The organism is uncultured Veillonella sp. (assembly GCF_934190855.1).
Classification (GTDB): Bacteria; Bacillota; Negativicutes; order Veillonellales; family Veillonellaceae; genus Veillonella.
In genome coordinates this window covers 15,935-42,112 of record NZ_CAKPTN010000002.1, presented here as the reverse complement: position 1 = coordinate 42,112, position 26,178 = coordinate 15,935, and the positions used below count along the sequence as shown (strand labels likewise).

The following is a 26,178-nucleotide window of genomic DNA, read 5'->3' as shown; positions in this document are numbered from 1 at the left end:
ATACAAAGTAAATGAAAGGATTCACCGTGAATAAAAGTAGTTCCAAAGGCGTTATTATCGCCCTCATCATCGCTGTTGTAGGTGCATTAGCTGCTGCATGGTATTTCTTATGGTATGTACCACATAGCCCAGCCTATACATTAAAAATCATTCATCAAGCTGTTCAAGAGAAAAATGCAGATGAAGTTTTGCGTCATGTAGATGTAAAATCCATCGTAAAAAACATTGTAGACCGTGAAGGCAATAAATATATTGATACGTCTAATCCATTTGGCAAGGCCGCCGTAGCTGCTACAAAAACATTTGGCCCTGCCCTCATCGAAGATGTAATGAGAAAATATATTGAAGATCCAGATAGTTTTAAATCTGAACCTTCTGCCGACAATAACCAAACAGCAAACCAAAACGATGATAATAAATCTATGGTAGACCGCCTCGTAGAAGGCCGCCTCTTTAAAGAGCACGATGTAGAGATTAAAAATCTCAAAACAGATGACAACGGCGAAACTGCAACGGTTACAGCAACCATCCAAAACAATAAAAAGAATATGACGAAAGATATAAAGATTTTGATGCGTCATTTAGGTGACGGCACATGGGTTATTTACGATATTCCAGATATCGAAGACTTATATACAATCACTCGTAAGTAGGTAACTAAATAACTAAATAACTAAGCAACCAACTCATAAGTTAGTAGCTAACTAGTTAAGAAAGCTATCATCTATGTATTTAAACTAAACCACAAAAGGACAGCATATACAACTGTATACGCTGTCCTTTGTATTTAGAATATGAAACACATTTTCCCAATAACGCACATTAACGATCAAAATCTACTATCGCTAAGGTAACTGTTACTTGTGAGATGAGTCGCTCCGCATCGTCCATCATATCAAAGCGCCACACATGGGATGTTTTGCCTTTTACAAGTAAGGTACCGTTAGCTGTTAAGGCCCCTTCACATCGTACAGGGCGCAAGTGGTTAGCTGTAACGGATTGACCTACCCCAAATTTCTTCGGTCCGATGAGTTCGTTACTCATCATGCCTGAAATAATTTCAGCAAAGGCTAAGGTTGCACCACCGTTTAGATAGCCTTGAGGCTGTTTGTGGAATTCTCCTAAGTTCATTTTTGCAATGCATGTAGTATCGCTCGTCATACGAGGTTGTTCAATTTGTAAGGATTCTATTAAATTCATAGTGTTCGTTTCTCCACACAATACGCTTCTAATCTATCATCAAAGACGGTTACACCTAGGCCATCTCCATCAGGAACGTGCATAACACCATCCTTAAAGGTTAAATCTGGATAGATGAGATCGCGTTCAAAATATCTATTAGAATCAGATAGGTCCCCTGCCATATAGGAATCACCTAGTGCAGCTAGTTGAGCGTGCAACATTTTAGAAATGCCCGACTCTACCATACTGCCAATCCAATAGGGAATATGACATTCTCTACAAAGATTAATAGCTGCCTTAGTAGGTACGAGACCACCCATACGCCCTACCTTTATGTTGAGTACATCGATTAAGCCGTGCTCGATAGCATAGGATAAGTCGTCATAGCCTAAGATAGACTCATCTAAACAGATAGGCGTTTCAATATGCCAATCATCGTTATTAAGGCGTTCCCACTTCCACTCCTTATAGGATTGGAGCGTCGTTATAGCAAAAGGCTCTTCAATACAAGCCAGCTTCAAATCGTTAAACTGACGGACCTTATGGATATCATCATAAGAATAGCTTTGATTTGCATCGGCCGCCAAGACTAAATCGGGGTAATACTTACGTATTAAGGATACTCGTTCATAGCCGTCTGTAGGATTCACCTTTAACTTGATGCGCTTACAACCATTCGCCACATGAGTTTCTACGGCATCCAACAATTGTTCCATCGGTACATCCCCGATAACAACGCCGCTTTCAATGGTATCTTGTAAAGTCTGCCCTATAATATAGGAAACGGAATTTACACCTAATCGCTCGCAATGAAGGTTAATCAATGCATTTTCTAAGGCGGCAATGGTCATAGGCATATGATCTCGATTGAGCCAAAACTGTAACTGACGCACATAGGTCATGAGCGCTTTAGGCCGCATCAAGCGGAGATTGAAAATATAGTCATCTACTAATTTTTGCCAACATGTATCTACAGTTTCTGCTGTATAAAAGGGCTCCGTGAAAGCCACGCATTCCCCATAACCTACATAACCTTGTTGGTCTTCGATGCGAATGACGATAGTTTCTCGTTCTTTTACTTCACCTTTAGCGGTTTTAAAATTGAACTTTAATGGCAATTGTAGGCGATATGTAGTTATACTTTTAAAGTTTAAAATATCATTCATAGGCGCCTCAATCTTCTAAACGCAGTTCATTACGCACGATTTTACCTGTGCCATTACGAGGCAATTCAGGCAGTATCTTCAGGTATTTAGGAACTTTATATTTTGCCAAGGATTTGGTCATAAACGACAGAATATCATCTGCAGTCATACTTTCACCATCGTGAAAGGCCACAAAGAGAGCCGGCACTTGTCCCCATTTATCATCAGGCACAGGTACAACGGCACATTCCTTAACAGATGGCAATGTATAGACTAGATCCTCTAATTCCTTAGGATAAATATTTTCACCACCGGAAATGATAAGGTCCTTGCGACGGTTCAAAATATATACAAATCCCTCTTCATCGACGTAACCGATATCGTCTGTATTAAGATCGCCATCGATAGGTTTCTTGTTAATGTAACCAGTCATAACCATAGGACCTGTTAAGTGAATCTCACCTACCCCATCTGTATCAGGATTATCAATGCGAACCTGCATATCAGGTAACGGTCTGCCTACGGAATCTCGTTTATGTGGATGCTCCAATACTGAGAAGGTCACGCTTTGACTAAAGGTTTCCGTCATGCCATAGGTCTTGTAAATAGGCAAGGATTTCTTTTCACAAGCATCGATGAGCGCCATGGGAATGAACTCACCACCGAGCAAGATAACACGCAATTTATGATGTGTAATAGTGGGCTCTAATTGAGTCAAAATAGTAGGTACTAAAGACATCATATTGATTTTCTCAGACTCTATGAGTTTGAGAACTTGAGCTTCATCATATTTAGGCAATATAGTAACAGCCGTACCGTTATAAAGCGAGCGCATCAAGATAGATAAACCACTAACATGGAATAGTGGCAATACCACGAGCCAATTATCCTCTTCAGTTTTACCCAACACCTTTTGTGATGCTTGTACATGGGCCCGAATCTGTCCCCACCGAAGAGGAACAGACTTAAACTGCCCCGTAGTGGCACTGGTATTCATAATGGCCGCAATGTCACTATCTTTGAAGGTCCAATCAAAAGTATCCTCTGGCGCTAAATCAGATAGAATACTTTCTAGCGAGTCAAAAACAATGGCATAAATGGAATTAGGTAATTGATCTCGTCGCTCAATGCTATGCAATACGGTAGTAACATCTAACTGAGCTAGTTGGTTTTCTATTTCGTTAGGCTTAAGATGTATGTTTAGTAGTAGTACCTCTTTATGCACGAGCATGGCTGCCAATACATAAATCGCCATCGTCACAGAATTATCCGATAAGATTGCTACACGAGAGACATCTGACCGCTCTAAATTACGAGCTACATGGACTACGCTACGGTATATATCGTTATAGGTATATTGATTTATGCATATGCGATTAGGATAGTGCTCTGCACCATAACGTAACCAGTCCATCATCTCACCTCGTATCTAAACCTAATAACTAATCACTAACTACTAATTACCAATAAATAACAACAAAAAATAATCGATATATCATAAATATAGAGATATTACAAGAAAGGCGCCTCCTATAGAGGCGCCCTTGTGATTTTAGATTAGTTAGTCCTCAACCTAGGACTAGTAACTCTCCCTATTAAGGGAATTTAGGGAATTGTTTGAAGTTCGGTTTACGTTTTTCTTTGAACGCATCACGACCTTCTTTTGCTTCATCGATTGTGTAGTACATCAATGTAGCGTCGCCTGCGAATTGTTGTAAGCCTGCAAGACCATCAGTGTCGGCGTTGAAGGCACCTTTCAACATGCGCAATGCCATTGGGGACAATTCAAGGATTTCGTTACACCATTGAACTGTTTCTTCTTCCAATTTGTCGAATGGTACAACCGTATTAACCATGCCCATTTCATACGCTTGAGCAGCAGTGTATTGACGGCACAAGAACCATACTTCACGAGCGCGTTTGTGACCGATCATGCGAGCCAAGTAACCTGCACCGTAACCAGCATCGAAAGAACCTACGCGAGGACCAGTTTGACCGAATTTAGCATTTTCAGAAGCGATAGTAAGGTCACATACTATGTGCAATACATGACCACCACCGATAGCATAACCATTAACCATAGCGATAACAGGTTTAGGAATAACACGGATCAAACGTTGTAAATCAAGAACGTTCAAACGAGGTACATTATCTTCGCCTACATAGCCACCATGGCCGCGTACGCTTTGGTCCCCACCAGAGCAGAATGCTTCTTTATCTTCACCTTGACCGTGGTTTGCACCAGTCAATACAATTACGCCTACTTCGTTATCTTCACGAGCTACTGTGAAAGCATCGATTAACTCCATAACTGTTTTAGGACGGAACGCGTTGCGCACCTCTGGACGGTTAATAGTAATTTTTGCAATGCCATTATATGTTTCGTAAATTACATCTTCATAATTACGATCCAATACTTTCCAATCAAATTTGCTCATGGACTTAACCTTTCTTCTGTAAAAAATCTAACACCGCTTGTTCAAATATTTGCGGTTTTTCTATATGCACATTATGCCCCGCCCCTTCGACGATGACATGCTTAAAGTTTGGCAACTTGCCAAATACATCTCTTCCTATTGTAGTATATTTTGTATCTAATGCGCCACTCACATATAAGCCTTCAACAGAGAATTTTTCTAATTTATCTCCTACATAAGGCATGACACCCTGTCCCGAGCCACGCAATGTACAGGCTAAGGCGTACGTACTATTATTGGAACGACGTAGATAGATTAATTCCTCTACGCCCTCTGAAAGTTGTTTTTGACTTTCAAAAATAGGAACCTCCGCCCAACGCGAGGCAAACCACGCACCATCATGATTTTCAATGCGAACTGCTAAGTCTTCATCGGCCTTACGACGTTCTGCCCTTTCATCATCAGAAGCGATCCCCACAGAGCCACTTTCAAGAATGAGACCTTTGATTTCACTTTCATATTCCAAAGCATAGGAAAGAGCAATACGAGCCCCCATGGAATAGCCCATGAGGTAGTAACTATCCCCCACCATATGATAAATAACCGTGTGCAAGTCCTCTATCATTTGAGGAATAGTGTAAGCCTGTTCTTCGTCAGGAATATCTGAATCACCATGACCAATCAAATCGATACGGACCACTCGATAGCCGGGAAGATTAATAGCATCCCAAGTATAGCTCGATTCAGAGAAACCGTGGAGACACACGATAGGTTCCCCATCGCCAACTACAGTCAAACCGTAGCGGTATTCACCCAAATCAAAGTACATGCGTTGAGCTGGATTACACAAAGCATTATCTACAATACTGCAAAAATACTGACTCATAGTAATGCCTCCATATCAACTGAAACTTTTGTATATTTTTTATGTAGCTGTCGGCTATATTCCCGATTTGTAGGGATTTCAATAATATGAACACCTGCTTCTAAGCTAACTTTAGCTAGTACCGAACTCAATTCATTAGGACTCGAGATTTTAGTGTAACCACAGCCATAAAGTTTGGCAGCCCCACTATAATCTAAGCCTTGCGATGTAGAGAACAAGTAATCAAAATGCTTCGTTCCCTTTTGCGGCAAGTATTCAAAAATACCACCTCCATCGTTATTATGCAAAATAATCGTCAAATTGAGCTTATGCGTTTTGGCTACTGCCAACCCATTTAAATCATGGAACAACGACAAGTCACCAGTTACAAGATAGGTAGGCAGACCATTTGTAGCAAGACCTAAAGCGGTAGAAATAGTACCATCAATACCGTTTACACCGCGGTTGCCATACAGTACGGCCGCAGATTCACCACTAAACCAGAAGTAATCAAAGTCTCGAATACTCATACTATTAGCAACAAGTACTTGTGCATTATCGGGCATATGCTGCTGTAACTCGCGTATCGTACGACCTTCAAAACAACTCGGTTCCTCTAATGCTGTACCTAGTTGAGCTTTTCCAGCTTCTTCTAAACTTTGCCATTTTTTTAGATATGCATTTGAGTCGTTTACTGTGCTGTACAGATTTACAAATTCATCAATACTTGTTTGCATATGTACTGTGGTCTTACCCGTTGGATTCAAGGAATCCATCGTAGGGTTAACCTCAATGTATTCTACATTATCCCAACTCGCCACCATTTGTTGCACTCGTTTAGACACTACGATTCGGCCGAACTGAATGATACAATCTGGTTTTAACACAGGCCATAACTCTTTATCAGCTAAAAATGCATCATATGTAGAAATAACAACTTTACTAGTATCGATGCAGTCCTTATCACTACGATTACCAGCTGCGTTATAACCTCGTCTTACATTAGATAATGGATCTGCCAAGATAGGTGCTTGTAGTGCAGCAGCAAAAGAAAGAATACTGTTAACTTCTGCAATATCTACCTGTGGTCCAGCTAGTATAAGAATATTCTTATACTGCGCAAGGAAGCTATCATTATTCCTATTTCGAGTGTCGCTTACAAGACTTGTACTACTTGCAGTATCACCATTGCAGCCACGACTATAATTGAGCTTAACCACGTTAAAGGGACTACGTCCCGCTTCAAAGTGTTTACTGTCCAGTTCAGGTACCAATGGCTCAAAGAGAGGCACATTGATATGTACTGGTCCTTTTTTAGTATCCATCGCTTTCATATACGCCTTACGCGCTACTTGGCGTGGATATGTATAGTAATGAGCCTCTTGAGGCACTGCTAATTCTTCATAATAATTTACAGCAGTACCAAAGATTTTCTGTTGGTCCACTGTTTGCGGAGCCCCTACGTGTAACAGTGTATGCGGTCTATCAGCAGATAGTACAATGAGAGGCACACCGCTATATTGAGCCTCTAAAATAGCGGGCAAATAATGAGCCACTGCTGAACCAGAGGTACAAACGAGTACGGTTGGTTCCTTATGAGCCTTTGCAATACCAAGAGCCATAAAGCTAGCAGAGCGCTCATCTATATTCATATATGTTTCAAATCCTTCATGCTCCGTGAAAAGCATGGCCATCGTCGTAGAACGAGAGCCAGGGCTAAACACGGCATGACGGATGCCGAGTTGGTAGAACTCGTCTACCAAGGCAGCAATATATTCGTTCATTATATTCCCTTTCAACAACCCCTAAGGGTTTGGAAATGTATTAGAGCGCCTCCAAAATGGTGCGCATTTTATTATTAGTTTCTGCGTATTCTTCATCCGCATCAGAGTCGGCCACAACGCCACACCCTGCATAGGCATAGAGTACATTATCCATGATGAGGGCTGATCGAATGGCTACGACAACGATGCCGTCCCCCATATCTTTCATAAAGCCAAATGGAGCCGCATACATGCCGCGCTCATGGGCTTCGTACTGTTGCAACAGTGCCAATGCCTTTTCTCGCGGTTCCCCACCGAGAGCAGGTGTAGGATGTAACAATTTTGCCCACTCTACGAGGGACTTTGTGCTATCCTTTGCGGTAATGATGGTCCGCAAATGATAGAGATGAGCGAGCTCCATAATACCCGTTTCACCTATGGTCACATCTGGAGTAATCGCTTTCATAGTATTTACAATGCGATTGCGGACGATGTTATGTTCAAAAAGATTTTTCTTATCTGTTAACAGTTGCTCCTTAGTCCACGCGTTAGGCCCATGTTTAGGCGCCGTGCCTGCTAAGGCATAACTGAGGATTTCACTGCCACGATGACGTACTAGAATTTCTGGAGAGGCACCCACGAAGGTACGTCCATCCTTTTCGTAACCAAAGATAAAACAATTAGGATTGTTATCTACTAAATTGGCTAAAATACTAGCCACATTATACGGGGTATCGCTGGTAAACTGGACTTCACGAGAGGAAACGACCTTAGTCATTTCACCACTGCTAATCCCCTCAGCAATAGCATTCATCAAGCTATCCCAAGCCGCCTTATCATCACTAGTTTCCTTGAAGTTATGGCGTACGCGAGGCACCTCAAAATCCTCGATAGGCACGCTTTCACCAGCATAAAGGTAGAAAGATTCCCCATTTTCTACGATGTAATAATGGGTGAAAGCAATCATTTCATGGCCCATACCAGCCCATTTAGGATCCTTGGAGGTCTCAAAAAAAGTATCCCCATAAAATACGTAAGCGTAATTATGACGGTCCTCATCATCTTTGACCGTCGCTAGACGTTTAGCGCCTACAACGATTCGGTCACTCTGACGATCCACCCAAAACACGCGTTCTTCATTGGGGAAGTTCAGCCAAAAGGCCACAGGACTATTCAGTTCTAACGGTTCTTTGTTATATTTCATAGTTGTACGTCGCTATACGAAAAATAGACTATAGTAAAAACACCTAACGTGTAGAAGGTTTCTTCTACACGTCAGGCGTCATCCATAAGCTTCCAAATTTTGAGATGAGCCTAACGCCATCACACGTCGATGGGCCCTCTTTATATCTAATTTATTATATCATAGGTAACCATTAAAAGGTAGAAAATAAAAACCTCTACACCACATGCGCTATGCATAAATGTAGAGGTTTTTATATTTTGAAATGCTATTGTACTATTTAAATACATGTTTACATGATTTAAAAGATCTTTAGTTTATTTGAAAGCTTTCGCCCCAATATCTGTACGATATTGCATGCCCTCAAAATCGATGTGTTCTATACGTCCATAAGCTCTATCAAGTGCGGTTCTAAGGTCTTTACCAAGGCCTACAACGCCAAGCACGCGACCGCCATTGGTCACATACTCTTCACCCACTAGTTTAGTGCCTGAGTGGAATACGATGGTTGTATCATGTTGTTTAATATCACCATGAATCACATCACCCTTGGAAGATGTTTCAGGATATCCTTTAGAAGCAAGAATGACACAAGCTGCAGAGGAGTCTTTCCATTTCACCATATCAGGTGTCAAATTGCCTGTGGCAGAAGCCATCATGATTTGACCTAAATCACTATCAAGTAATGGCAATACAACTTGTGTTTCTGGATCGCCAAAGCGTGCATTAAATTCTACAACCTTAGGACCTTGAGGCGTAATCATAAGGCCTGCATAGAGGCAACCTACATAAGGCATGCCCTCTTTTTGCATGGCTGCCACCATAGGTTCTAAAATTGTTTTCATTGCTTCATCACGCAATGCATCTGTAAGCACTGGCGCCGGTGCATAGGTACCCATACCGCCTGTATTAGGGCCTTTATCGCCGTCAAAGATGCGTTTATGATCTTGAGATGCAATCATAGGTACCACAGTCTTGCCATCTACAAAGGCAAGTAAGCTCGCTTCTTCACCTTCCATGAATTCTTCGATAACAACGGTGCTACCTGCATCGCCAAAACGATTACCGCTAAGCATATCTTCTACAGCTGCATTCGCTTCTTCCACGGTCATTGCTACTACAACGCCCTTACCGGCTGCCAAGCCGTCAGCTTTCACCACGATAGGAGCACCCGTTTGAGCGATAAATTCTTTTGCTTCATCGACCTTGCGAAATACACCATACGCAGCGGTCGGTATATTGTATTTTTTCATAAGATCCTTGGCAAACACCTTTGAGCCTTCTAGTTGAGCAGCGGCTTTGGATGGTCCAAAGACAGGAATTCCTGCCTTGTTCAGTACATCTGCTAATCCTGCTACAAGAGGTGCTTCTGGACCGACAACGACTAAATCGACTTGGTTGTCCTTCAAAAAGCTAATCAAATGATCGCTTTGTTGCCAGTCAATGCCAACTAGCTCAGCACAATCTGACATAGCCGCGCTACCAGGAATGGCGTATACCTTTGTTACGCTAGGGCTGATGGACAAGCGCCATGCCAATGCATGTTCGCGGCCGCCGTTACCGATTACACATACTTTCATAAGTCCTCCATCGACGCCTAAACGCCATCAATACATCATTTTATGTAAGCACTTATATCCTCTACAATCATTATTACGCATCAATGATTAAATACGAACTAGTGCTCAACTGTAAACCTCAATTATGCTAAATGAATTAATGTTTGAAATGACGAATACTTGTAAACACCATGGCAATGCCTGCTTCGTCAGCAGCCTTAATGGATTCTTCGTCGCGAATGGATCCACCTGGTTGGATAATGGCTGCAATACCATGTTTTGCCGCCGTTTCTACAGTATCACCGAATGGGAAGAATGCATCAGAAGCTAATACGGCCCCTTTTGCGGCTTCACCAGCTTGTTCAAGAGCGATTTTTGCAGAACCAACACGGTTCATTTGACCAGCCCCCACACCGAGTGTGCGCTTTTCGTTAGAAATCAAGATTGCATTGGATTTTACGTGTTTTACAAGCTTCCACGCAAATTCAAGGGCTTTCCATTGTTCCTCTGTTGGTTGTACCTTTGTAACCACTTTATAGTGGGCACGGTCTTCTAGGATATCATCCTCCGTTTGCACCAATAGACCACCAGAAACCTTTTTCACCGTCACTTGGCCAGACTCAGGTTTAGACAACTCGATGAGGCGAATATTTTTCTTTGCTTCTAGGATGTCTAATGCTTCTTTTGTGAAAGCAGGTGCCATAATGACTTCTAAGAAAATTTTGCTCATTTCTCCTGCAGTAGCAGCATCCACTTCGCGGTTTAACGCAACGATGCCGCCAAAAGCAGATACGGAGTCTGCTTCGTAAGTATTGACATAGGCATCATGCAATGTAGCCGCTGTGGCTGCACCGCAAGGGTTGGTATGCTTAATAATACATGCTGCAGGATCTGTAAACTCCCACACCATATTCCAAGCTGCTTCCATATCTACGATATTGTTATAAGAAAGCTCTTTACCATGAAGTTGTTTCAAGGCCCCCATGCCATGAGCTGTACCGATTTCTTTGTAGAATGCCGCTTTTTGATGCGGATTTTCCCCATAGCGAAGGTCTGTTACCTTTTCATAAGCACTTAAATATTCTGGAGGTGTAGGACCTTCGTTTAAGACGCCGCTCATGTAATTAGCAATAGCTACGTCATACGCAGCTGTATGAGCAAAGGCTTCTTTCGCTAGACCAAAGCGATAGTCTTTAGTCAATTCGCCACGTTCTTTAAGCATTGCTAAGATTTCATCGTAATGGTTTGGGTTTACTACAATGCCTACATACGCATGGTTCTTCGCAGCAGAACGCACCATGGTAGGCCCACCGATATCGATATTTTCAATGGCTTCCTCTAAGGATACATTTGGTTTAGCAATGGTTTCACGGAATGGATAGAGATTGACAACTACTAAATCAATTGGTTCAATACCATGATCCGCCATAGCTTGTTGATGCTCTGCATTATCACGGATTGCCAAAATACCGCCATGAACCTTTGGATGCAATGTCTTTACACGGCCGTCCATCATTTCAGGAAAACCAGTCAAAGATTCAACCGCTTTTGCGGCAACTCCCGCATCAGTTATGGCTTTAAGGGTTCCTCCTGTGGAATAAATGGTTACACCTAAATCAACTAAACCTTTTGCAAAGTCTACAATACCTGTTTTATCTGAAACACTAAGAAGTGCATTTTTAATCATGTAACGTCTTCCTTTGTTTACACATCAATCTTCAATATATACAACGCGACCTTTTATAGTGAGCTTATCCTCACAAAATAGTCGCAACGCCTCTTTATACGTTTTATGCTCGATAGGTAATAATCTATCACTCAAAGTATCCTCTGTATCATCAGGTAGTACAGGCACCGTATTCTGCATAATAATAGGCCCGGTATCCATTCCCGCATCAACAAAGTGCACTGTACAGCCCGTAATTTTTACGCCTCCGTCAATGGCTTGTTGATGACCATGAAGGCCTGGAAATGATGGTAACAGAGCAGGATGAATATTTAAAATCTTATGCTCATAACGTTCAATGAGCTTAGCCCCAACGATACGCATATAGCCCGCCAATACGATTCCATCTACCTTATAAGGCTCTAAGGCATCTAACTGAGCTTGTTCAAAGCTAGCTTTAGAATCATAGTCGCTACGGTCGATAACAATAAGTGGAATATTCCAAGATTTAGAGCGTTCTACAATACCGGCATCGCCGTGATCTGTAATGATGACAACAAATTCACCATTAATATAGCCGTCTTGCATGGCCTTATATAGTGCTTCCCCATTGGAACCACGACCACTAGCAAAGAGGGCTAATCGCTTTTTAGAATTACGCATCAAATTCAGCCCCTTTGAGGACAACAGGACCATCGCCACTTACGATATGGCCAATTTCATAAACCGCTTCACCACGGTTACCAAGATTTTCTTTAACCTTTTCTACATCGTTTTGGTCAACAATGAGGATCATACCAATGCCCATGTTGAAAGTACGATACATTTCAGGCCATGCTACATTGCCCCATTCTTGTAGTTTCGTAAATACAGGAAGTCTTGGCCATGTAGTAACATCTACCTCTGCAGTCACACCCTTTGGCAATACGCGCGGAATGTTTTCATAGAACCCACCGCCTGTAATATGAACCATGCCTTTTATAAGCTCTTGTTCAATTAGTGGTAAGATCGCTTTTGGATATAAACGTGTAGGCGTCAATAATTCTTCGCCTAAAGTTTTACCAAACTCTGGGATGTCTGTATCGATAGACAATTGTTTATGGTCGAATACGATTTTACGAACCAAGGAAAAACCATTGGAATGAACGCCAGAAGATGGCAAGCCTAAAATGACATCGCCCGCTTTAATACTTTCACCAGTAATCAATTTAGGACGATCTACGATACCAACGGCAAAACCAGCTACATCGTAGTCATCATTATCGTAAAAGCCTGCCATTTCAGCAGTTTCGCCGCCTAGTAAAGCGCAGCCAGATTCTTCACAAGCCTCAGCTACACCGCGCACGATATCGGCTACTTTCACTGGATTCAGCTTACCTACTGCAATGTAGTCGAGGAAGAATAGAGGTGTAGCACCTTGTACGAGAATATCGTTAACGCTCATAGCTACGCAGTCTTGACCGATTGTATCATGTTTATTCATCATGATAGCGAGGCGCAATTTGGTGCCTACCCCATCCGTACCAGATACGAGCATAGGGTCAGACATAGAGTGACCAGCTAAGGAATAGAGGCCGCCAAAACCACCTAAATCACCTACAACACCGGGAGTATAAGTGCGTTTTACAGATTCTTTCATCAATTCGACGGCACGATTGCCTGCATCAATGTCAACACCTGCATCGCGATAGGTTAAACTAGTTTTATTCGAGCACATATTTGACCCCTTCCTCTTGGTCCGCAGGAACCGCTACGCTATAATCCCCGTTGAAGCAAGCAAAACATAAATCATTTGGTTCTACATCAGATATAGCGCGGCATAAACCTTCGCGAGACAAGTAATGCAATTTATCAGCGTGGATGTAATCTTTTATTTCATCTATTGTATGTGTAGCTGCAATGAGTTCTTTTCGTACGGATGTATCAATACCATAGTGACAAGAATACTCAATCGTTGGAGAACTTACACACATGTAAACCTCTTTGGCGCCTGCTTCTTTTAGCATTTTAACGATAATACCACTCGTAGTACCGCGTACGATAGAATCATCGATGAGGACAATCCGTTTACCACCTACAATATGAGGCAATGCATTAAGCTTCATGCGAACAGCCAATTCCCGTTCCTCTTGATTTGGCTTGATAAAGGTACGACCACTATAACGATTTTTAACAAGACCTTCTGCAAATGGTATGCCCGATGCACGAGCATAGCCTAATGCAGCTGTAGTGCCAGAGTCTGGAATAGACATGACAATATCTGCATCATATTTTGTTTCGATATATAATTCACGCCCCATATTAAGACGAGATTGATATACCGATTGACCGTCAATATGACTATCACCACGAGCAAAATAGATATATTCAAAGACACAAAGCTTTTTGTCGATTTTTTCTGGTTCTGCATAGATGGTACTGCGCACACCAGAGTCATCGATGATAACCATTTCGCCTGGATCTATGTGGCGAATAAACTCAGCCTTAATGGCGTCAAAAGCACAGCTTTCACTAGAGAGAACATAGCCATTTTCAGTTTTACCTAAACACAGAGGTCTAAAACCTTGAGGGTCGCGCACCCCTACCAAGGAGTCGTTCGTAGTAATAACGAGAGAAAAGGCCCCTTCAATTTGACGGGCTGCATCAGCAATGCGTTCCGCCTGAGTTTTGGCTTTAGAACGAGCAATGAGGTTTACGATAACCTCCGAATCCATAGTCGTTTGGAAAATAGAACCATCTGCTTCAAGGCGTTTACGAATGGCTAAAGCATTCGTTAAATTACCGTTATGAGCCACTGCAATTTGGCCACCTTGATAATGAATAACTAACGGTTGAATATTACGTGGATTATTGGACCCTGTTGTAGAGTACCGCACATGGCCTGTACCCATATGGCTAGACAAAGATGGTAATTCTTTGATAGCTTCAGTCAACAAGCCCATGCCTTTTTTTAGTTCTACATCATGACCATCTGTAACGGCAATACCCGCACTTTCTTGGCCACGGTGTTGGAGCGCAAAAAGGCCCCAATATACATAGCGTGCTACATCAACGGTTCTATCATAGACACCGAATACACCACACTCTTCATGCCATTTATCAAAAACAGGATCGTAGTTCATTGTGCCCCCTTAGGCGCGTTCGCCAGTAAGACGGAATAACATTTCTTTGTACGCTTCTTCGATATTGCCAAGGTCTCGACGGAAACGGTCTTTGTCGAGTTTTTCACCTGTTGTAGCATCCCAGAAACGGCATGTATCAGGAGAGATTTCATCGCCTAATAGTACTTCACCATTGTGTGTACCAAATTCTAATTTAAAGTCTACAAGGGTTACATTTTTTGTAGCCAAGAATTTTTTCAAAATATCATTTACTTTTAATGTAATAGTAGAGATTACATCTAATTGTTCTTGAGTCGCCCAGCCAAGTGCTGTGATTTGGGATTCATTGGCAAATGGATCGCCTAATTCATCATTTTTGTAGCAGAATTCAAGGATTGGATGTTTAAGAGGTGTACCTTCTTCAATGCCAAAGCGTTTAGCCATAGAGCCTGCCGCAATGTTACGAACGATAACTTCTAGAGGAATGATATCCAATGTAAGTACTGTTTGATTGCGATCATCTTCGCGACGAACAAAGTGAGTTTGTACACCTTCTTTTTTCAACAATTCAAAGAAGAAAGAAGAAATTTTATTGTTCAATACGCCTTTACCAAGGATAGTATCATGTTTTTCGCCGTTGAATGCAGTAGCATCATCTTTGTAATGAACGATGTACTCATCTTTGTTATCTGTTTGATATACTTGTTTTGCTTTACCTTCGTATAATAATGTTAATTTTTCCAAGTCGATGTTAGCCATGATATTTCTCCTTTTACTCTTTTCTATTCGAGGCATATAAATGATGATGTAAACGTTTCAAACGATTATAGTTTAATGGCACCTTGTAGCTCTGCATTATCTGCTAAGACTTTTTCAGCCATATCTTTACGATATTGTACATATTGTTCTTTCAATTCTTTGTTGAAAGCTGCTCCAATTTGGACAGCAAAGAGTGCTCCGTTTTTAGCACCGTCTACAGCCATAGTTGCTACAGGCATGCCAGATGGCATTTGAACGATAGCAAGCAAGGAATCAATGCCCTTCAATGCCGTTGCATTAAGAGGAATACCGATTACAGGTAATGTGGTGAAACTCGCCACTACACCTGGTAAGTGGGCCGCTGCACCAGCACCAGCGATAAAAGCAATAGCCCCTTCATCTTCAAGTCGTGTAACAAAATCCTTTACAGCCTCTGGCGTACGATGTGCAGAAGCGATAACCATTTCATAAGGAATGTTAAATTCATCAAGTACAGCAGATGCCTTTTTCATTGTGTCTAGGTCAGACTTGCTGCCCATAATAATACCGACCTTCATAGATCCTCCTAATAAAAAAGCCCAGCCTAAATAGACTGGGAAAAATGCGCACAAATAGCCTCCGTAGACTTGCGTTGAGTTTGTTGATTTGCATAGTTCACGGTGCTACCTCCTTCTTGTACACAAATTGTAACACCTAACCTTTTCAAAAGCAATATGATTTTCGAATAATTTCACATTAAATATTTTTATTATTCGTTATATTCCGAACTTTACAAAGAATTCTTATTTTGTTATATAGATATATATCAAAATACTTTTGTTAAATAAAGAAACAAATCAAATTTACTAAAACTAACTTAGATTTATTATATTAATTAGTATTAATATAATTTTTTAAGAATACAAAAAAGAGGATAACCCGTTTTAAAACAGGTTATCCTCTTATATATATTTCCGAACATTAGATCACTTAATTTGTAATCGCTATTAATTAGTGAGTACCGCTTTCAAAGGCAGCTTTCAACTCACCTACAGATTCAGGGATGTAATCTACGATAGAAGACATCAACGCATACATCAATGCAGGCTCGAACGCATCGTCACCACACATGTATACGCAATCTAAATATAGACTGGAGTCTTGTTCATCAATATAAAGTTTATAGTTTTTGTAAGTCGCATTGTCACGGTTGATTAACGCATTTAAGGCAGCCATGTTTTGTGCAGTAACCTTTTCAGGTCCCAATACTAAACGAATAACGCTATAAATACTATTATCAAGAATAACAAATAAAGGCATATCCCATAATGGAGATTTGATGTAAGAACGATATACGACAGTGCCGTCCTCATCGTCAAAATCCTTACGTTCAAAGGATGTGATTTCTTCTTCTTTCAAAAACTTATCAAATAATAATGATTTAGGATTCATAACAACCTCTATTAAGCTAAACCAGCTACTTTTAGAATGCCTTTATGTACAGCATCTAAATGTGGTTGGACTACTTCAAGCAAAAGATTTACTACTACAGTAGGATCGAATTGTTCTGTCAAAGCAGGAACAGATACGTCCATGTAGATATTGTTATCTTCAGTGCTTACATAATATTTGGACACTTTGTAATCTTGGTTTAATGTGTTGAGTTCTTTTAATACATCAGGAATTACTTTCTCATCAATAGATGTTGTTGTGATAGCTATACGTGCATAGGAGAATGCAGAATCATCCACAACGATGAATACAGGCAAACTATGATTATGAACATCCAAACGGCCGTGGTACACAACAGTATGAAGGTCGTCTGTCATTTCTTCCTTTGTAAACCAAGAGTTGCCACCTTTATTCAGATCAGCAACAAGTAAGTCGAATTTTTCTGCTTTTTGATTCATAATTCCCTCTACAAATAATCAGACTATTAGTCTTCGATAAATACACAGCCATTGTCTTTAAATTCTTTAATGCGAACTAAAGACTCTACACGGTAACCTGCATTTTCAAGACGTTCACGACCAGGTTGGAAGGATTTTTCAATAGCAATGGCCATACCTACTACTGTATCACCAGCATCTTGAACTAATTTAGCAAGGCCCATCGCTGCTTCACCAGATGCCAAGAAGTCATCGATGATCAATACTTTTTCGCCAGCTGGCAAGAATTTTTTGGAAATAGTAATATCGTAGTTTTCTTCTTTTGTATAAGAGTACACAACACTATGATATACGTCATCTACCATAAGGATAGATTTCTTCTTACGCGCAAATACCAATGGCACGTCGAGCTCAAGAGCAGCCATCAATGCCAACGCAATACCAGATGCTTCAATGGTAACAATACGTTGTACACCTGCATCACGGTAACGATCCGCGATTTCTTTACCGATTGCTTTAAACAATTGTGGATCGATTTGATGGTTCAAGAAGCCATCTACTTTTAGCACGCGATTATTGAGGACAATACCCTCTTCACGAATGCGCTTTTTTAATAATTCCATGTGCTTATACCTCCGCATAACTATCTTTAAATTTTAACGTAAATAACCCCTCAGGGTCAACCTATATGTAGTAAAAGTCTTATAATACGACTAGTAAAAATCGCATGAGATGGCTTATAAAAAATTATTACATACAAGACTCAAAAAACTATCTCTTCTAAACCGTAGGATTTAACAGGTTTATAACAATATAATATAGCATAGAAAGACCTAGCCTAAAATATAAAAAGACACACTTTATGAAAATTCATAAAGTGTGTTATCTTTTTATAAAATTTTATCGCGGTTACTTTCACGATTAACGAGCAAGGATGTAAATCTAGCAGCCCCTTCAGATTGAGGTACCAATCGAGAGCGTACAAGCACAATATCGCGAGTCGGCACAGGAATATCTGTGTCGATACGAACAATAGTCCCTTCTTGCATCTTTTGTTGTACCACATGGTTAGGCAACATGGAAATACCCATATTAATTTCCACAAGGTCTAGCAATACATCGACACTACCAAGTTCAAAACGAGGTTTACGACATGCGCCATGAGTAACTTCATCGAAGAAGGTACGGCTCGCAGAACCTTTATGCAAGAGCAAAATAGGCTCGTTAAGTAAACGACCTTGATCGAAGAACCCTGCCCCTTTATAGTCAGGTCCTCCAACGAAGACATCTTGAATCGTAGCAAGCGTAGTCACTTCTAATTGAGGATTATCTCGCAAACCTTCATAATCGTTAACCACTGCTAATTGCGCTTCTTTGTTAAGTACTAACTCTACACAATCAGGTGATGGACGGTTGATGATATGTAGTCCGATTTCACTTTCTTGCAATTGCCATTTATGGAAATAAGGCAATAAGAAATGGCGACATAATGTATCTGTAGCAGCTAAATTCAAGCTTTCATACGCTTGACTAACACGTTCTTGTAATTGGGTAACACCATTATCAAGAATAGAAAATGCTTTAGCTACTGTATCGAACAATTCTTTACCTTCTGGCGTGAATCCTACAGATTTAGTAGTGCGCACGAAAAGAGGCATATTGAGTTCCCCTTCTAATTGTTTGATACTTTGGCTGATGGCGGATTGGGACACGCCTAATTCTTTTGCGGCACGAGAAAAGGATAAATATAAGCCTACCCCTAAAAAGGTTCTATATAAATCTGCAGATACTGCCATTTTAGTCACCTCTGTTATATACTAATAGTAACGTCTTACTTTTAACTATACATATCATTTACTATATTATAACTATGAACTCTCAATATATAATGAATATGTAGAAATTTTCATGAACATTAGGTCTTATGACCTTCATGAATTTTTCATATTTATTAGTATTTCTAATCTTTTCATTAGTAAGATTATCTTTACTTATAAGTCTAGACCGACTATACTTAATTTGTCAATATCCCATAGGGAATTATATACATTACAGGAGGCTACAATGGCTATACAACGATTATTCGTAACAAAACGAGAATCTTTCAACCAAGAAGCACAACGCATGTTAAACACCTTGCAACAGGAATTATCCATGCCTGTTACAGGTGTTACCATTTATGAACGATATGATATTGAAAATTTAGATGCAAAAGATTTAGAAGCTGCAAAAAATCTAATTTTCTCCGAACCTCCTGTGGACACAGTATTAGAAGAAATCCCAACAGTACAAGGTTTTGTATTTGCTGTTGAATATGTGCCAGGTCAATATGATCAACGTGCCGACAGCGCAGAACAATGTATTTCTATGCTCACTCTCACCTCTGGTCACATCGTGAGATGTGCTCGCGTATTCGCCATCGAAGGCACTTTTACAAAAGAACAAGAAAATGCCATCAAAGCGTACTACATTAACCCTGTGGATTCCCGTGAAGCAAGCTTGGAAGTGCCTAACACTTTGGCACTCGATTTAGAGGAACCAAAACCAGTAGCAATTATCAATGGCTTTACGACAATGAGCGATGCTGAGCTAGAAGAACTCATCAAATATTATGGCCTCGCTATGACATTGGCGGACCTTCAAATGATTCGACAACAATATGCAGAGGTAGAACACCGCGATCCTACGATTACAGAAATTCGCCTCTTCGATACATATTGGTCGGACCACTGCCGTCACACTACATTTATGACGGAGTTAACAGATATCTCCATCGAAGCTAGTCGCTTCACAAGCCCTATTGAAGAAGCTCTTGAAGAATACATGGAAGGCCGTGCTGAGCTCTATACAACTAAGAAAAAAGCTCGTTCCCTCATGGACATGGCTACATTAGCAGTAAAAGAATTACGCCATGCTGGTGGTTTAACAAATCTTGATGAATCCGATGAAATCAATGCATGTACTATCATCGTTCCTGTCGATGTAGACGGCAAAACGGAAGAATGGTTGTTATTATTCAAAAACGAAACTCATAACCACCCTACCGAAATCGAACCATTCGGCGGCGCTGCAACTTGTTTAGGTGGCTGTATCCGCGATCCATTAAGCGGTCGCGCCTATGTATACCAAGCTATGCGCGTCACTGGCTCTGGCGATCCACATACTAGCCTCGAAGATACATTAGAAGGTAAATTGCCACAAAAGAAAATCACTCAGGAAGCAGCTCGTGGCTATTCCTCTTACGGCAACCAAATCGGTCTTGCTACAGGTGAGGTAAAAGAATATTACCATCCTGGCTACGTAGCAAAACGCATGGAAATTGGCGCCGTTATCGGCGCTGCTCCACGCAATCAAGTACGCCGTGAAACGCCTGTTGCCGGTGATGTTGTGGTATTGCTGGGCGGTAAAACTGGTCGCGATGGCTGTGGCGGTGCTACTGGTTCCTCTAAAGAACACACAGTAGAATCCCTTTCCACATGTGGTGCAGAGGTTCAAAAAGGCAATGCCCTTACAGAACGTAAAATTCAACGTCTCTTCCGTCGCGGTGAAGTAACTACCCTTATTAAACGTTGTAATGACTTTGGCGCAGGTGGCGTATCCGTTGCTATCGGTGAATTAACAGATGGCGTAACAATCAACCTTGACTTAGTTCCTAAAAAATATGCTGGCCTTGATGGTACGGAACTAGCCATCTCTGAATCTCAAGAGCGCATGGCTTGTGTTATCGCCGCTTCTGATGTAGATGCATTCAAAGCCTACTGCGACGAAGAAAACTTAGAATGTACAGTTGTAGCCGATGTAACCGATACAAATCGCCTCATCATGAACTGGAACGGCGAAACAATCGTCGACATTAGTCGAGATTTCTTAAATACAAACGGTGCTAGCCAACAACAAGAAGCTATCGTAAAAGCTCCAGCGGATCGTTCTTACTTCTTACGCGGTTCTGCTAGCGCAGATAACTTCAAAGAAAAATGGCTTGCTGCTGTATCTGATTTAAACGCTGCGTCCCAACAGGGCTTAGCAGAACGTTTTGACAGCACAGTTGGTGCCAACACAGTGCTCATGCCATTTGGCGGTAAATTCCAAAAAACACCGACGCAAGGCATGGTTGCCAAATTACCTGTTCTAAATGGTGAAACTACAACAGCTAGCATCATGACTCACGGTTTCGTACCTGAGCTATCCGACTGGAGCCCATACCATGGCGCACAATACGCAGTACTTTTATCTGTCGCAAAATTAGTAGCTCTTGGCGGTCGCCGTGAAGATGCGTACTTAACATTACAAGAGTACTTCGAACGTTTAAACTCTAAAGAATCTTGGGGTAAACCTGTGGCGGCCCTTCTCGGCGCTTATAAAGCTCAAAAAGAACTTGAAATCGGTGCTATCGGTGGCAAAGACTCTATGAGCGGCACATTTATGGACCTTACCGTTCCTCCTACCCTTGTATCCTTCGCGGTTGGTACAGCTCATGTAAATAACATCATAAGCCAAGACCTTAAAGGCGTAGACCACCGTCTCGTATTCTTTGATGTACCGCGTACATATAATGACACTCCTGATTGGGATCGTTTCAAAGAAATTTGCGATACATTACAAGAACAAATTGAAAAAGGTCGTGTTTATTCCGCCTATGTAGTGGAGCAAGGTGGTATCCCTGAAGCAGTTACAAAAATGGCGCTCGGCAATAACATCGGTGTTAAATTCGATAAATATGCTGAACGTGGTATCTTCCAGCCTGCTCTTGGTTCCTTCATCGTAGAGGTAGATATTACAGCTGTTAACTATCTCTTGGAGTTACCTGATGTGAAAGTTATCGGTGTAACCCAAGCAAATCCTGTTTTCGAATGGGAAGGCCAATCTGTATCCCTTAAAGAGGTACAAGCGGCTTACGAAGCACCATTAAACGACATTTTCCCTATGCACGCACCAAATGGTGTTGGCGAAGCAGTGGCGTACATTCACGATCAACATGCTAAACCGCGCAGTGCATCCTTAGGTGCTAAACCAAAGGTTCTCATTCCTGTATTCCCTGGTACAAACTGTGAATTTGATTCTGCTCGTGCCTTTGAACGGGCTGGTGCAGAAACAGACATCGTAGTCATCCGCAACCAAACACCAGAACAATTAAAAGAGTCCATTGACGTAATCAAAGCTAAGTTAGCTGAATCTCAAATTCTCATGTTCCCTGGTGGCTTCAGTGCTGGTGACGAACCAGATGGTTCTGGTAAATTCATGGCTACCCTCTTCCGCAACCCATACCTTGCAGAAGGCTTAGAAAACCTCTTGTACAAGCAAGATGGTCTAGTTCTTGGTATCTGTAATGGTTTCCAAGCCCTTATTAAATTAGGCTTGTTGCCTGGTGGTCATATCGAAACGTTGACTGCAGATCATCCTACATTGACATACAACACAATTGGTCGTCACTTATCTCGCATGGTTAATACTAAGGTAATTTCCACAAAATCCCCATGGATGAGTGATGCTAAAGCTGGAGAAATCTATACTGTACCTATTTCTCATGGCGAAGGTCGTTTTATTGCATCCCCTCAACAAGTGTTAGAGTTCAATAAAACTGGTCAAATCGCTACACAATACGTTGACTTTGACGGCATTGCCTCCATGGATAGCCGCTTCAATCCAAACCAATCCGTCGCTGCTATCGAAGGTATTTATAGCCCAGATGGTCGTGTATTCGGTAAAATGGCTCACTCCGAACGCTGTGGCACAGGCATCAGTAAAAATATTCCTGGCCAATTAGAAATGCCAATCTTTACATCCGGTGTAAAATACTTTAAGTAATTAATTACTAATCTTTCATGTGAAAGCCTACCCCTAGGAGTAGGCTTTTTCATATTGATTTTTTTCGTAAATATTAGTATTATAAGTTGATGACATATTTACAAAAATAATTTCATGTAAGTCTATACATATATACATAAGTGAGTTAAGAAAGGATTTTATTATGCATTGTGCTCAGAAAATGACCCATAATATCTACTGGATTGGTAGTAATGACTGGACTACTGAACGTTTCGAAAACTTATTCCCTATTCCAAATGGTGTTAGCTATAATAGCTATTTCATCGATGATGAAAAAACTTGCGTTGTTGACTCTGTAGATGCTGAAATTCGTGAAGAATACTTTGACAACTTGACTCATCTTTTAAATGGTCGTGAACTTGATTACATCGTCGTAAACCATATGGAGCCAGATCACTGTCAAACATTGTTGGAAACATTGGAACGCTATCCAAACTGTAAAATGGTTGGTAACGCTACAACATTCCGCATGTTCGAGCAATTCTACAATTCTCCAAAACCAGACCAATATTACACTGTAAAAGAAGGCGACGAAATTTGTCTTGGTAAACATACACTCGTTTCCTACACTATGCCAATGGTTCACTGGCCAGAAGTAACTTGTACTTACGAAAAATCTACAGGCACATTGTTCTCTGCAGATGCTTTTGGTACATTCGGTACAGTTAACGGCAACATCTTTGCTGACCAAACTGATTACGTTGCTACATACGAAGAGGAAGCTCGTCGTTACTACACAAACATCGTTGGTAAATACGGCCCTCAAGTACAAAATGCAATTCGCAAAGTTTCCGGTCTTGATATTAAACGCATTGCTCCACTTCATGGTCCAATCTGGCGTACACCAGAATCTATCCAATATATCTTACACAAATATTTGCACTGGTCTAGCTACACAGCTGAACAAAAAGGCGTTGTTATCGCCTTCGGTTCTATGTACGGCAACACTCGTGCTATCGCACAACAATTAGCTAAACAATTGTCTAAACGCGGTGTTACAGATATCAAAATTTACGATGTTTCCAAAACTAATGCTTCCTACATCATCTCCGATGCTTGGAAATACACTAACTTGGTAACAATCGCACCTACATACAACTTGAACCTATACCTTACAATGGAAAACTTCATCCACGAATTGAAAGCTCTTAACTTCCAAAACCATAAGGTATCCATCATCGGTAACCACTCTTGGGCTTCCGCTGCAATGAAAATCATGGTTTCTCACTTCGAAAACGACTTCAAAGATCTTGAAATCGTATCTGAACCACTTGATATCAAATCCTCTTTGAAAGAAGAAGATATTCCAAAAATCGAAAAAATGGCAGACGATATCAAAGCATCCATCGATGCAACAGAAATCCAAGACGTATTATAATACGAATACAAAAGCCGCCTCTTAGGCGGCTTTTTCTTGTATTTTAAAAGTCTTATGAAAGTACAAGATTTCCCCTATTTTTTGCTTGACATAAATCTAACTTTTTCATATACTATACAAGTACCTGTTACACAACAGAATACATGGAGAGGTGTCCGAGCGGCTGAAGGAGCATGATTGGAAATCATGTGTGCGGTTATCCCGTACCCAGGGTTCAAATCCCTGTCTCTCCGCCATAGTAAAAGCAGTGCTTAAGCACTGCTTTTTTATTTGCCAAATTAGAGGCTATTTATCACCTATTTTATATTCAGTATTCTGAATCATATATGTATATAAAAAGGCTATTTGAGCTTATTCGAATAGCCTTTTGTATTATATGTATTTCACCATATTAATTATGGATTTTCTTAGCAATATCACCGATGATTTCAGGCGTCGTTCTGCAGCAGCCACCAATGATTTCAGCCCCTGCCTTACGCCATACATCTACGTAGTCTACAAAGGATGCTGAATCACCGTACCAAGTCTTAGTTTCACTATCATAGCTTTCACCAAGATTTGGATATACAGCAATGGGCTTATCCGTAACGGTACGAATGTCCTTAATCAAGGACTCTACATGTTCTGGTTTGCTACAATTAATGCCAATCCCCGTAATAGATCGAACCTTATCAATCATTTCAGCGCATTTGATAATTGTTTCACCACTAGAAACATGATGTTCATCTTTACACGAAAAGGCAATCCACGCAGGAATACCTTTTGATGTAAACGGATCGGACATAGCGCGAGCAATAGCAATGGCCTCATCATAAGATGGTATCGTCTCAAAAGATAGTATATCTGGATTCTCTTCCGCGAACAATGCTAACCGAGGAATATGGAACACCTCAAGGTATTCTGTTTGTACATCAGGATAGCCACGGTATTCAGATCCATCAGCCAAGAAAGCCCCATAAGGACCTACAGAGGCCGCTACTAACGGTTTAGGCAATGCACCTTCGGAAAAATACTTAACCCCATCTGGAGTCTCTTCACCTAGGGTAATGCCCCGTAACGTAAGTGCTCCGCTAGCCTTAGCCTCTAGAAACTCATTACGAGCTTGCACGGCTAAGCGAACAGATAATTTAACGAGCTCTATTGCCTCTTCTGTACCATAGCCTAAGCCTTTAAAGCCCGCTACAGTAGCTTGATAACCAGAGCTTTGAATGATGTCTGCTCCAACAGCTAAGTACGCAATGTGTATTTTTTTGATAACATCAGGCTGTTCCATGAGAACTTTTGCAGACCACAGCTTATGCTGAATATTGCAGCCATAACGCTCTAATTCTGTCCCTAAAGCCCCATCTAAGACGAGGGCACCCTTATCCTTAATAATATCTAAAAATACACTTCGTTTAGCCATCATATCACCCATTCTATACTTGCCTCTACAACTTGAGGCTTACCAAGCGTATTATATCAAA

22 protein-coding genes and 1 tRNA gene are annotated in these 26,178 nt (G+C 41.0%); 4 read left to right on the top strand and 19 right to left on the bottom strand.

Annotated elements, in window-relative coordinates; all coding sequences use genetic code 11:
• Positions 1-11 precede the first annotated feature (11 nt).
• Entirely contained in the window at positions 12-653 is a 642-nt protein-coding gene (locus tag Q0F90_RS00480) for a DUF2939 domain-containing protein (protein WP_296002029.1), read from the top strand.
• A 169-nt stretch (positions 654-822) separates the two neighbouring features.
• Here Q0F90_RS00480 and Q0F90_RS00475 read toward each other — a convergent pair whose 3' ends face one another.
• The 18 genes from Q0F90_RS00475 to Q0F90_RS00390 form a co-directional block, all read right to left on the bottom strand.
• The gene (locus tag Q0F90_RS00475; RefSeq protein WP_296002027.1) at positions 823-1,200 is read right to left on the bottom strand and encodes a PaaI family thioesterase; all 378 of its coding nucleotides are present in this window, start codon (positions 1,198-1,200) and stop codon (positions 823-825) included.
• The gene (gene menC, locus Q0F90_RS00470; protein ID WP_296002025.1) at positions 1,197-2,348 is read right to left on the bottom strand and encodes an o-succinylbenzoate synthase; all 1,152 of its coding nucleotides are present in this window, start codon (positions 2,346-2,348) and stop codon (positions 1,197-1,199) included. Before menC ends, Q0F90_RS00475 begins: the two co-directional genes overlap by 4 nt.
• A gap of 7 nt (positions 2,349-2,355) precedes the next feature.
• Positions 2,356-3,744, bottom strand: a complete 1,389-nt coding sequence (gene menE, locus Q0F90_RS00465) for an o-succinylbenzoate--CoA ligase (RefSeq protein ID WP_296002021.1) — start codon at positions 3,742-3,744, stop codon at positions 2,356-2,358.
• Between the two features lie 178 nt (positions 3,745-3,922).
• A complete protein-coding gene (menB, locus tag Q0F90_RS00460; RefSeq protein ID WP_296002017.1) occupies positions 3,923-4,765 on the bottom strand; it encodes a 1,4-dihydroxy-2-naphthoyl-CoA synthase in 843 nt (280 codons plus the stop codon).
• Between the two features lie 4 nt (positions 4,766-4,769).
• Positions 4,770-5,630, bottom strand: coding sequence for a 2-succinyl-6-hydroxy-2,4-cyclohexadiene-1-carboxylate synthase (gene menH / locus Q0F90_RS00455; RefSeq protein WP_296002014.1), 861 nt, complete (start codon positions 5,628-5,630; stop codon positions 4,770-4,772).
• Entirely contained in the window at positions 5,627-7,393 is a 1,767-nt protein-coding gene (gene menD / locus Q0F90_RS00450; RefSeq protein ID WP_296001993.1) for a 2-succinyl-5-enolpyruvyl-6-hydroxy-3-cyclohexene-1-carboxylic-acid synthase, read from the bottom strand. The genes menH and menD overlap by 4 nt, the downstream gene beginning before the upstream one ends.
• Positions 7,394-7,433: 40 nt before the next feature.
• The gene (locus Q0F90_RS00445) at positions 7,434-8,576 is read right to left on the bottom strand and encodes an isochorismate synthase (RefSeq protein ID WP_296001991.1); all 1,143 of its coding nucleotides are present in this window, start codon (positions 8,574-8,576) and stop codon (positions 7,434-7,436) included.
• 296 nt (positions 8,577-8,872) lie between these two features.
• On the bottom strand, positions 8,873-10,135 hold the full coding sequence (gene purD, locus Q0F90_RS00440; RefSeq protein WP_296001988.1) for a phosphoribosylamine--glycine ligase: 1,263 nt from the start codon (positions 10,133-10,135) through the stop codon (positions 8,873-8,875).
• Positions 10,136-10,271: 136 nt separating this feature from the next.
• Positions 10,272-11,801: a bifunctional phosphoribosylaminoimidazolecarboxamide formyltransferase/IMP cyclohydrolase gene (purH, locus tag Q0F90_RS00435; RefSeq protein WP_296001985.1), complete on the bottom strand. Its 1,530-nt coding sequence runs from the start codon at positions 11,799-11,801 to the stop codon at positions 10,272-10,274.
• 24 nt (positions 11,802-11,825) lie between these two features.
• Positions 11,826-12,443 carry a phosphoribosylglycinamide formyltransferase gene (purN, locus tag Q0F90_RS00430; RefSeq protein WP_296001983.1) on the bottom strand — a complete coding sequence of 206 codons (618 nt, stop codon included), beginning with the start codon at positions 12,441-12,443 and terminating at the stop codon, positions 11,826-11,828.
• A complete protein-coding gene (purM, locus tag Q0F90_RS00425; RefSeq protein WP_296001980.1) occupies positions 12,436-13,497 on the bottom strand; it encodes a phosphoribosylformylglycinamidine cyclo-ligase in 1,062 nt (353 codons plus the stop codon). The genes purN and purM overlap by 8 nt, the downstream gene beginning before the upstream one ends.
• The gene (gene purF / locus Q0F90_RS00420; protein WP_296001977.1) at positions 13,484-14,902 is read right to left on the bottom strand and encodes an amidophosphoribosyltransferase; all 1,419 of its coding nucleotides are present in this window, start codon (positions 14,900-14,902) and stop codon (positions 13,484-13,486) included. Before purF ends, purM begins: the two co-directional genes overlap by 14 nt.
• Positions 14,903-14,911: 9 nt before the next feature.
• A complete protein-coding gene (gene purC, locus Q0F90_RS00415) occupies positions 14,912-15,640 on the bottom strand; it encodes a phosphoribosylaminoimidazolesuccinocarboxamide synthase (RefSeq protein ID WP_296001973.1) in 729 nt (242 codons plus the stop codon).
• Between the two features lie 65 nt (positions 15,641-15,705).
• Entirely contained in the window at positions 15,706-16,197 is a 492-nt protein-coding gene (gene purE / locus Q0F90_RS00410) for a 5-(carboxyamino)imidazole ribonucleotide mutase (RefSeq protein ID WP_296001971.1), read from the bottom strand.
• Between the two features lie 433 nt (positions 16,198-16,630).
• The gene (locus tag Q0F90_RS00405) at positions 16,631-17,071 is read right to left on the bottom strand and encodes a hypothetical protein (protein ID WP_296001968.1); all 441 of its coding nucleotides are present in this window, start codon (positions 17,069-17,071) and stop codon (positions 16,631-16,633) included.
• 11 nt (positions 17,072-17,082) lie between these two features.
• Positions 17,083-17,529, bottom strand: a complete 447-nt coding sequence (locus Q0F90_RS00400; RefSeq protein ID WP_296001964.1) for a hypothetical protein — start codon at positions 17,527-17,529, stop codon at positions 17,083-17,085.
• Positions 17,530-17,555: 26 nt separating this feature from the next.
• Complete coding sequence (locus tag Q0F90_RS00395; RefSeq protein WP_009352017.1) at positions 17,556-18,131, bottom strand: xanthine phosphoribosyltransferase; 576 nt, start codon at positions 18,129-18,131, stop codon at positions 17,556-17,558.
• A gap of 267 nt (positions 18,132-18,398) precedes the next feature.
• Positions 18,399-19,304, bottom strand: coding sequence for a LysR family transcriptional regulator (locus Q0F90_RS00390; RefSeq protein ID WP_105081467.1), 906 nt, complete (start codon positions 19,302-19,304; stop codon positions 18,399-18,401).
• A 268-nt stretch (positions 19,305-19,572) separates the two neighbouring features.
• Between Q0F90_RS00390 and Q0F90_RS00385 the strand changes: the two genes are divergently transcribed.
• The 3 genes from Q0F90_RS00385 (at position 19,573) to Q0F90_RS00375 (ending at position 24,948) form a co-directional block, all read left to right on the top strand.
• Entirely contained in the window at positions 19,573-23,313 is a 3,741-nt protein-coding gene (locus tag Q0F90_RS00385) for a phosphoribosylformylglycinamidine synthase (protein WP_296001957.1), read from the top strand.
• A gap of 163 nt (positions 23,314-23,476) precedes the next feature.
• Positions 23,477-24,712 (top strand): FprA family A-type flavoprotein, encoded by a 1,236-nt coding sequence (locus Q0F90_RS00380; RefSeq protein ID WP_296001954.1) that lies wholly within the window; start codon positions 23,477-23,479, stop codon positions 24,710-24,712.
• Between the two features lie 145 nt (positions 24,713-24,857).
• Positions 24,858-24,948: transfer RNA gene (locus tag Q0F90_RS00375), tRNA-Ser, on the top strand.
• Between the two features lie 155 nt (positions 24,949-25,103).
• Here Q0F90_RS00375 and mmuM read toward each other — a convergent pair.
• Positions 25,104-26,117, bottom strand: a complete 1,014-nt coding sequence (gene mmuM, locus Q0F90_RS00370; protein ID WP_367113384.1) for a homocysteine S-methyltransferase — start codon at positions 26,115-26,117, stop codon at positions 25,104-25,106.
• Between the last annotated feature and the right edge of the window lie 61 nt (positions 26,118-26,178).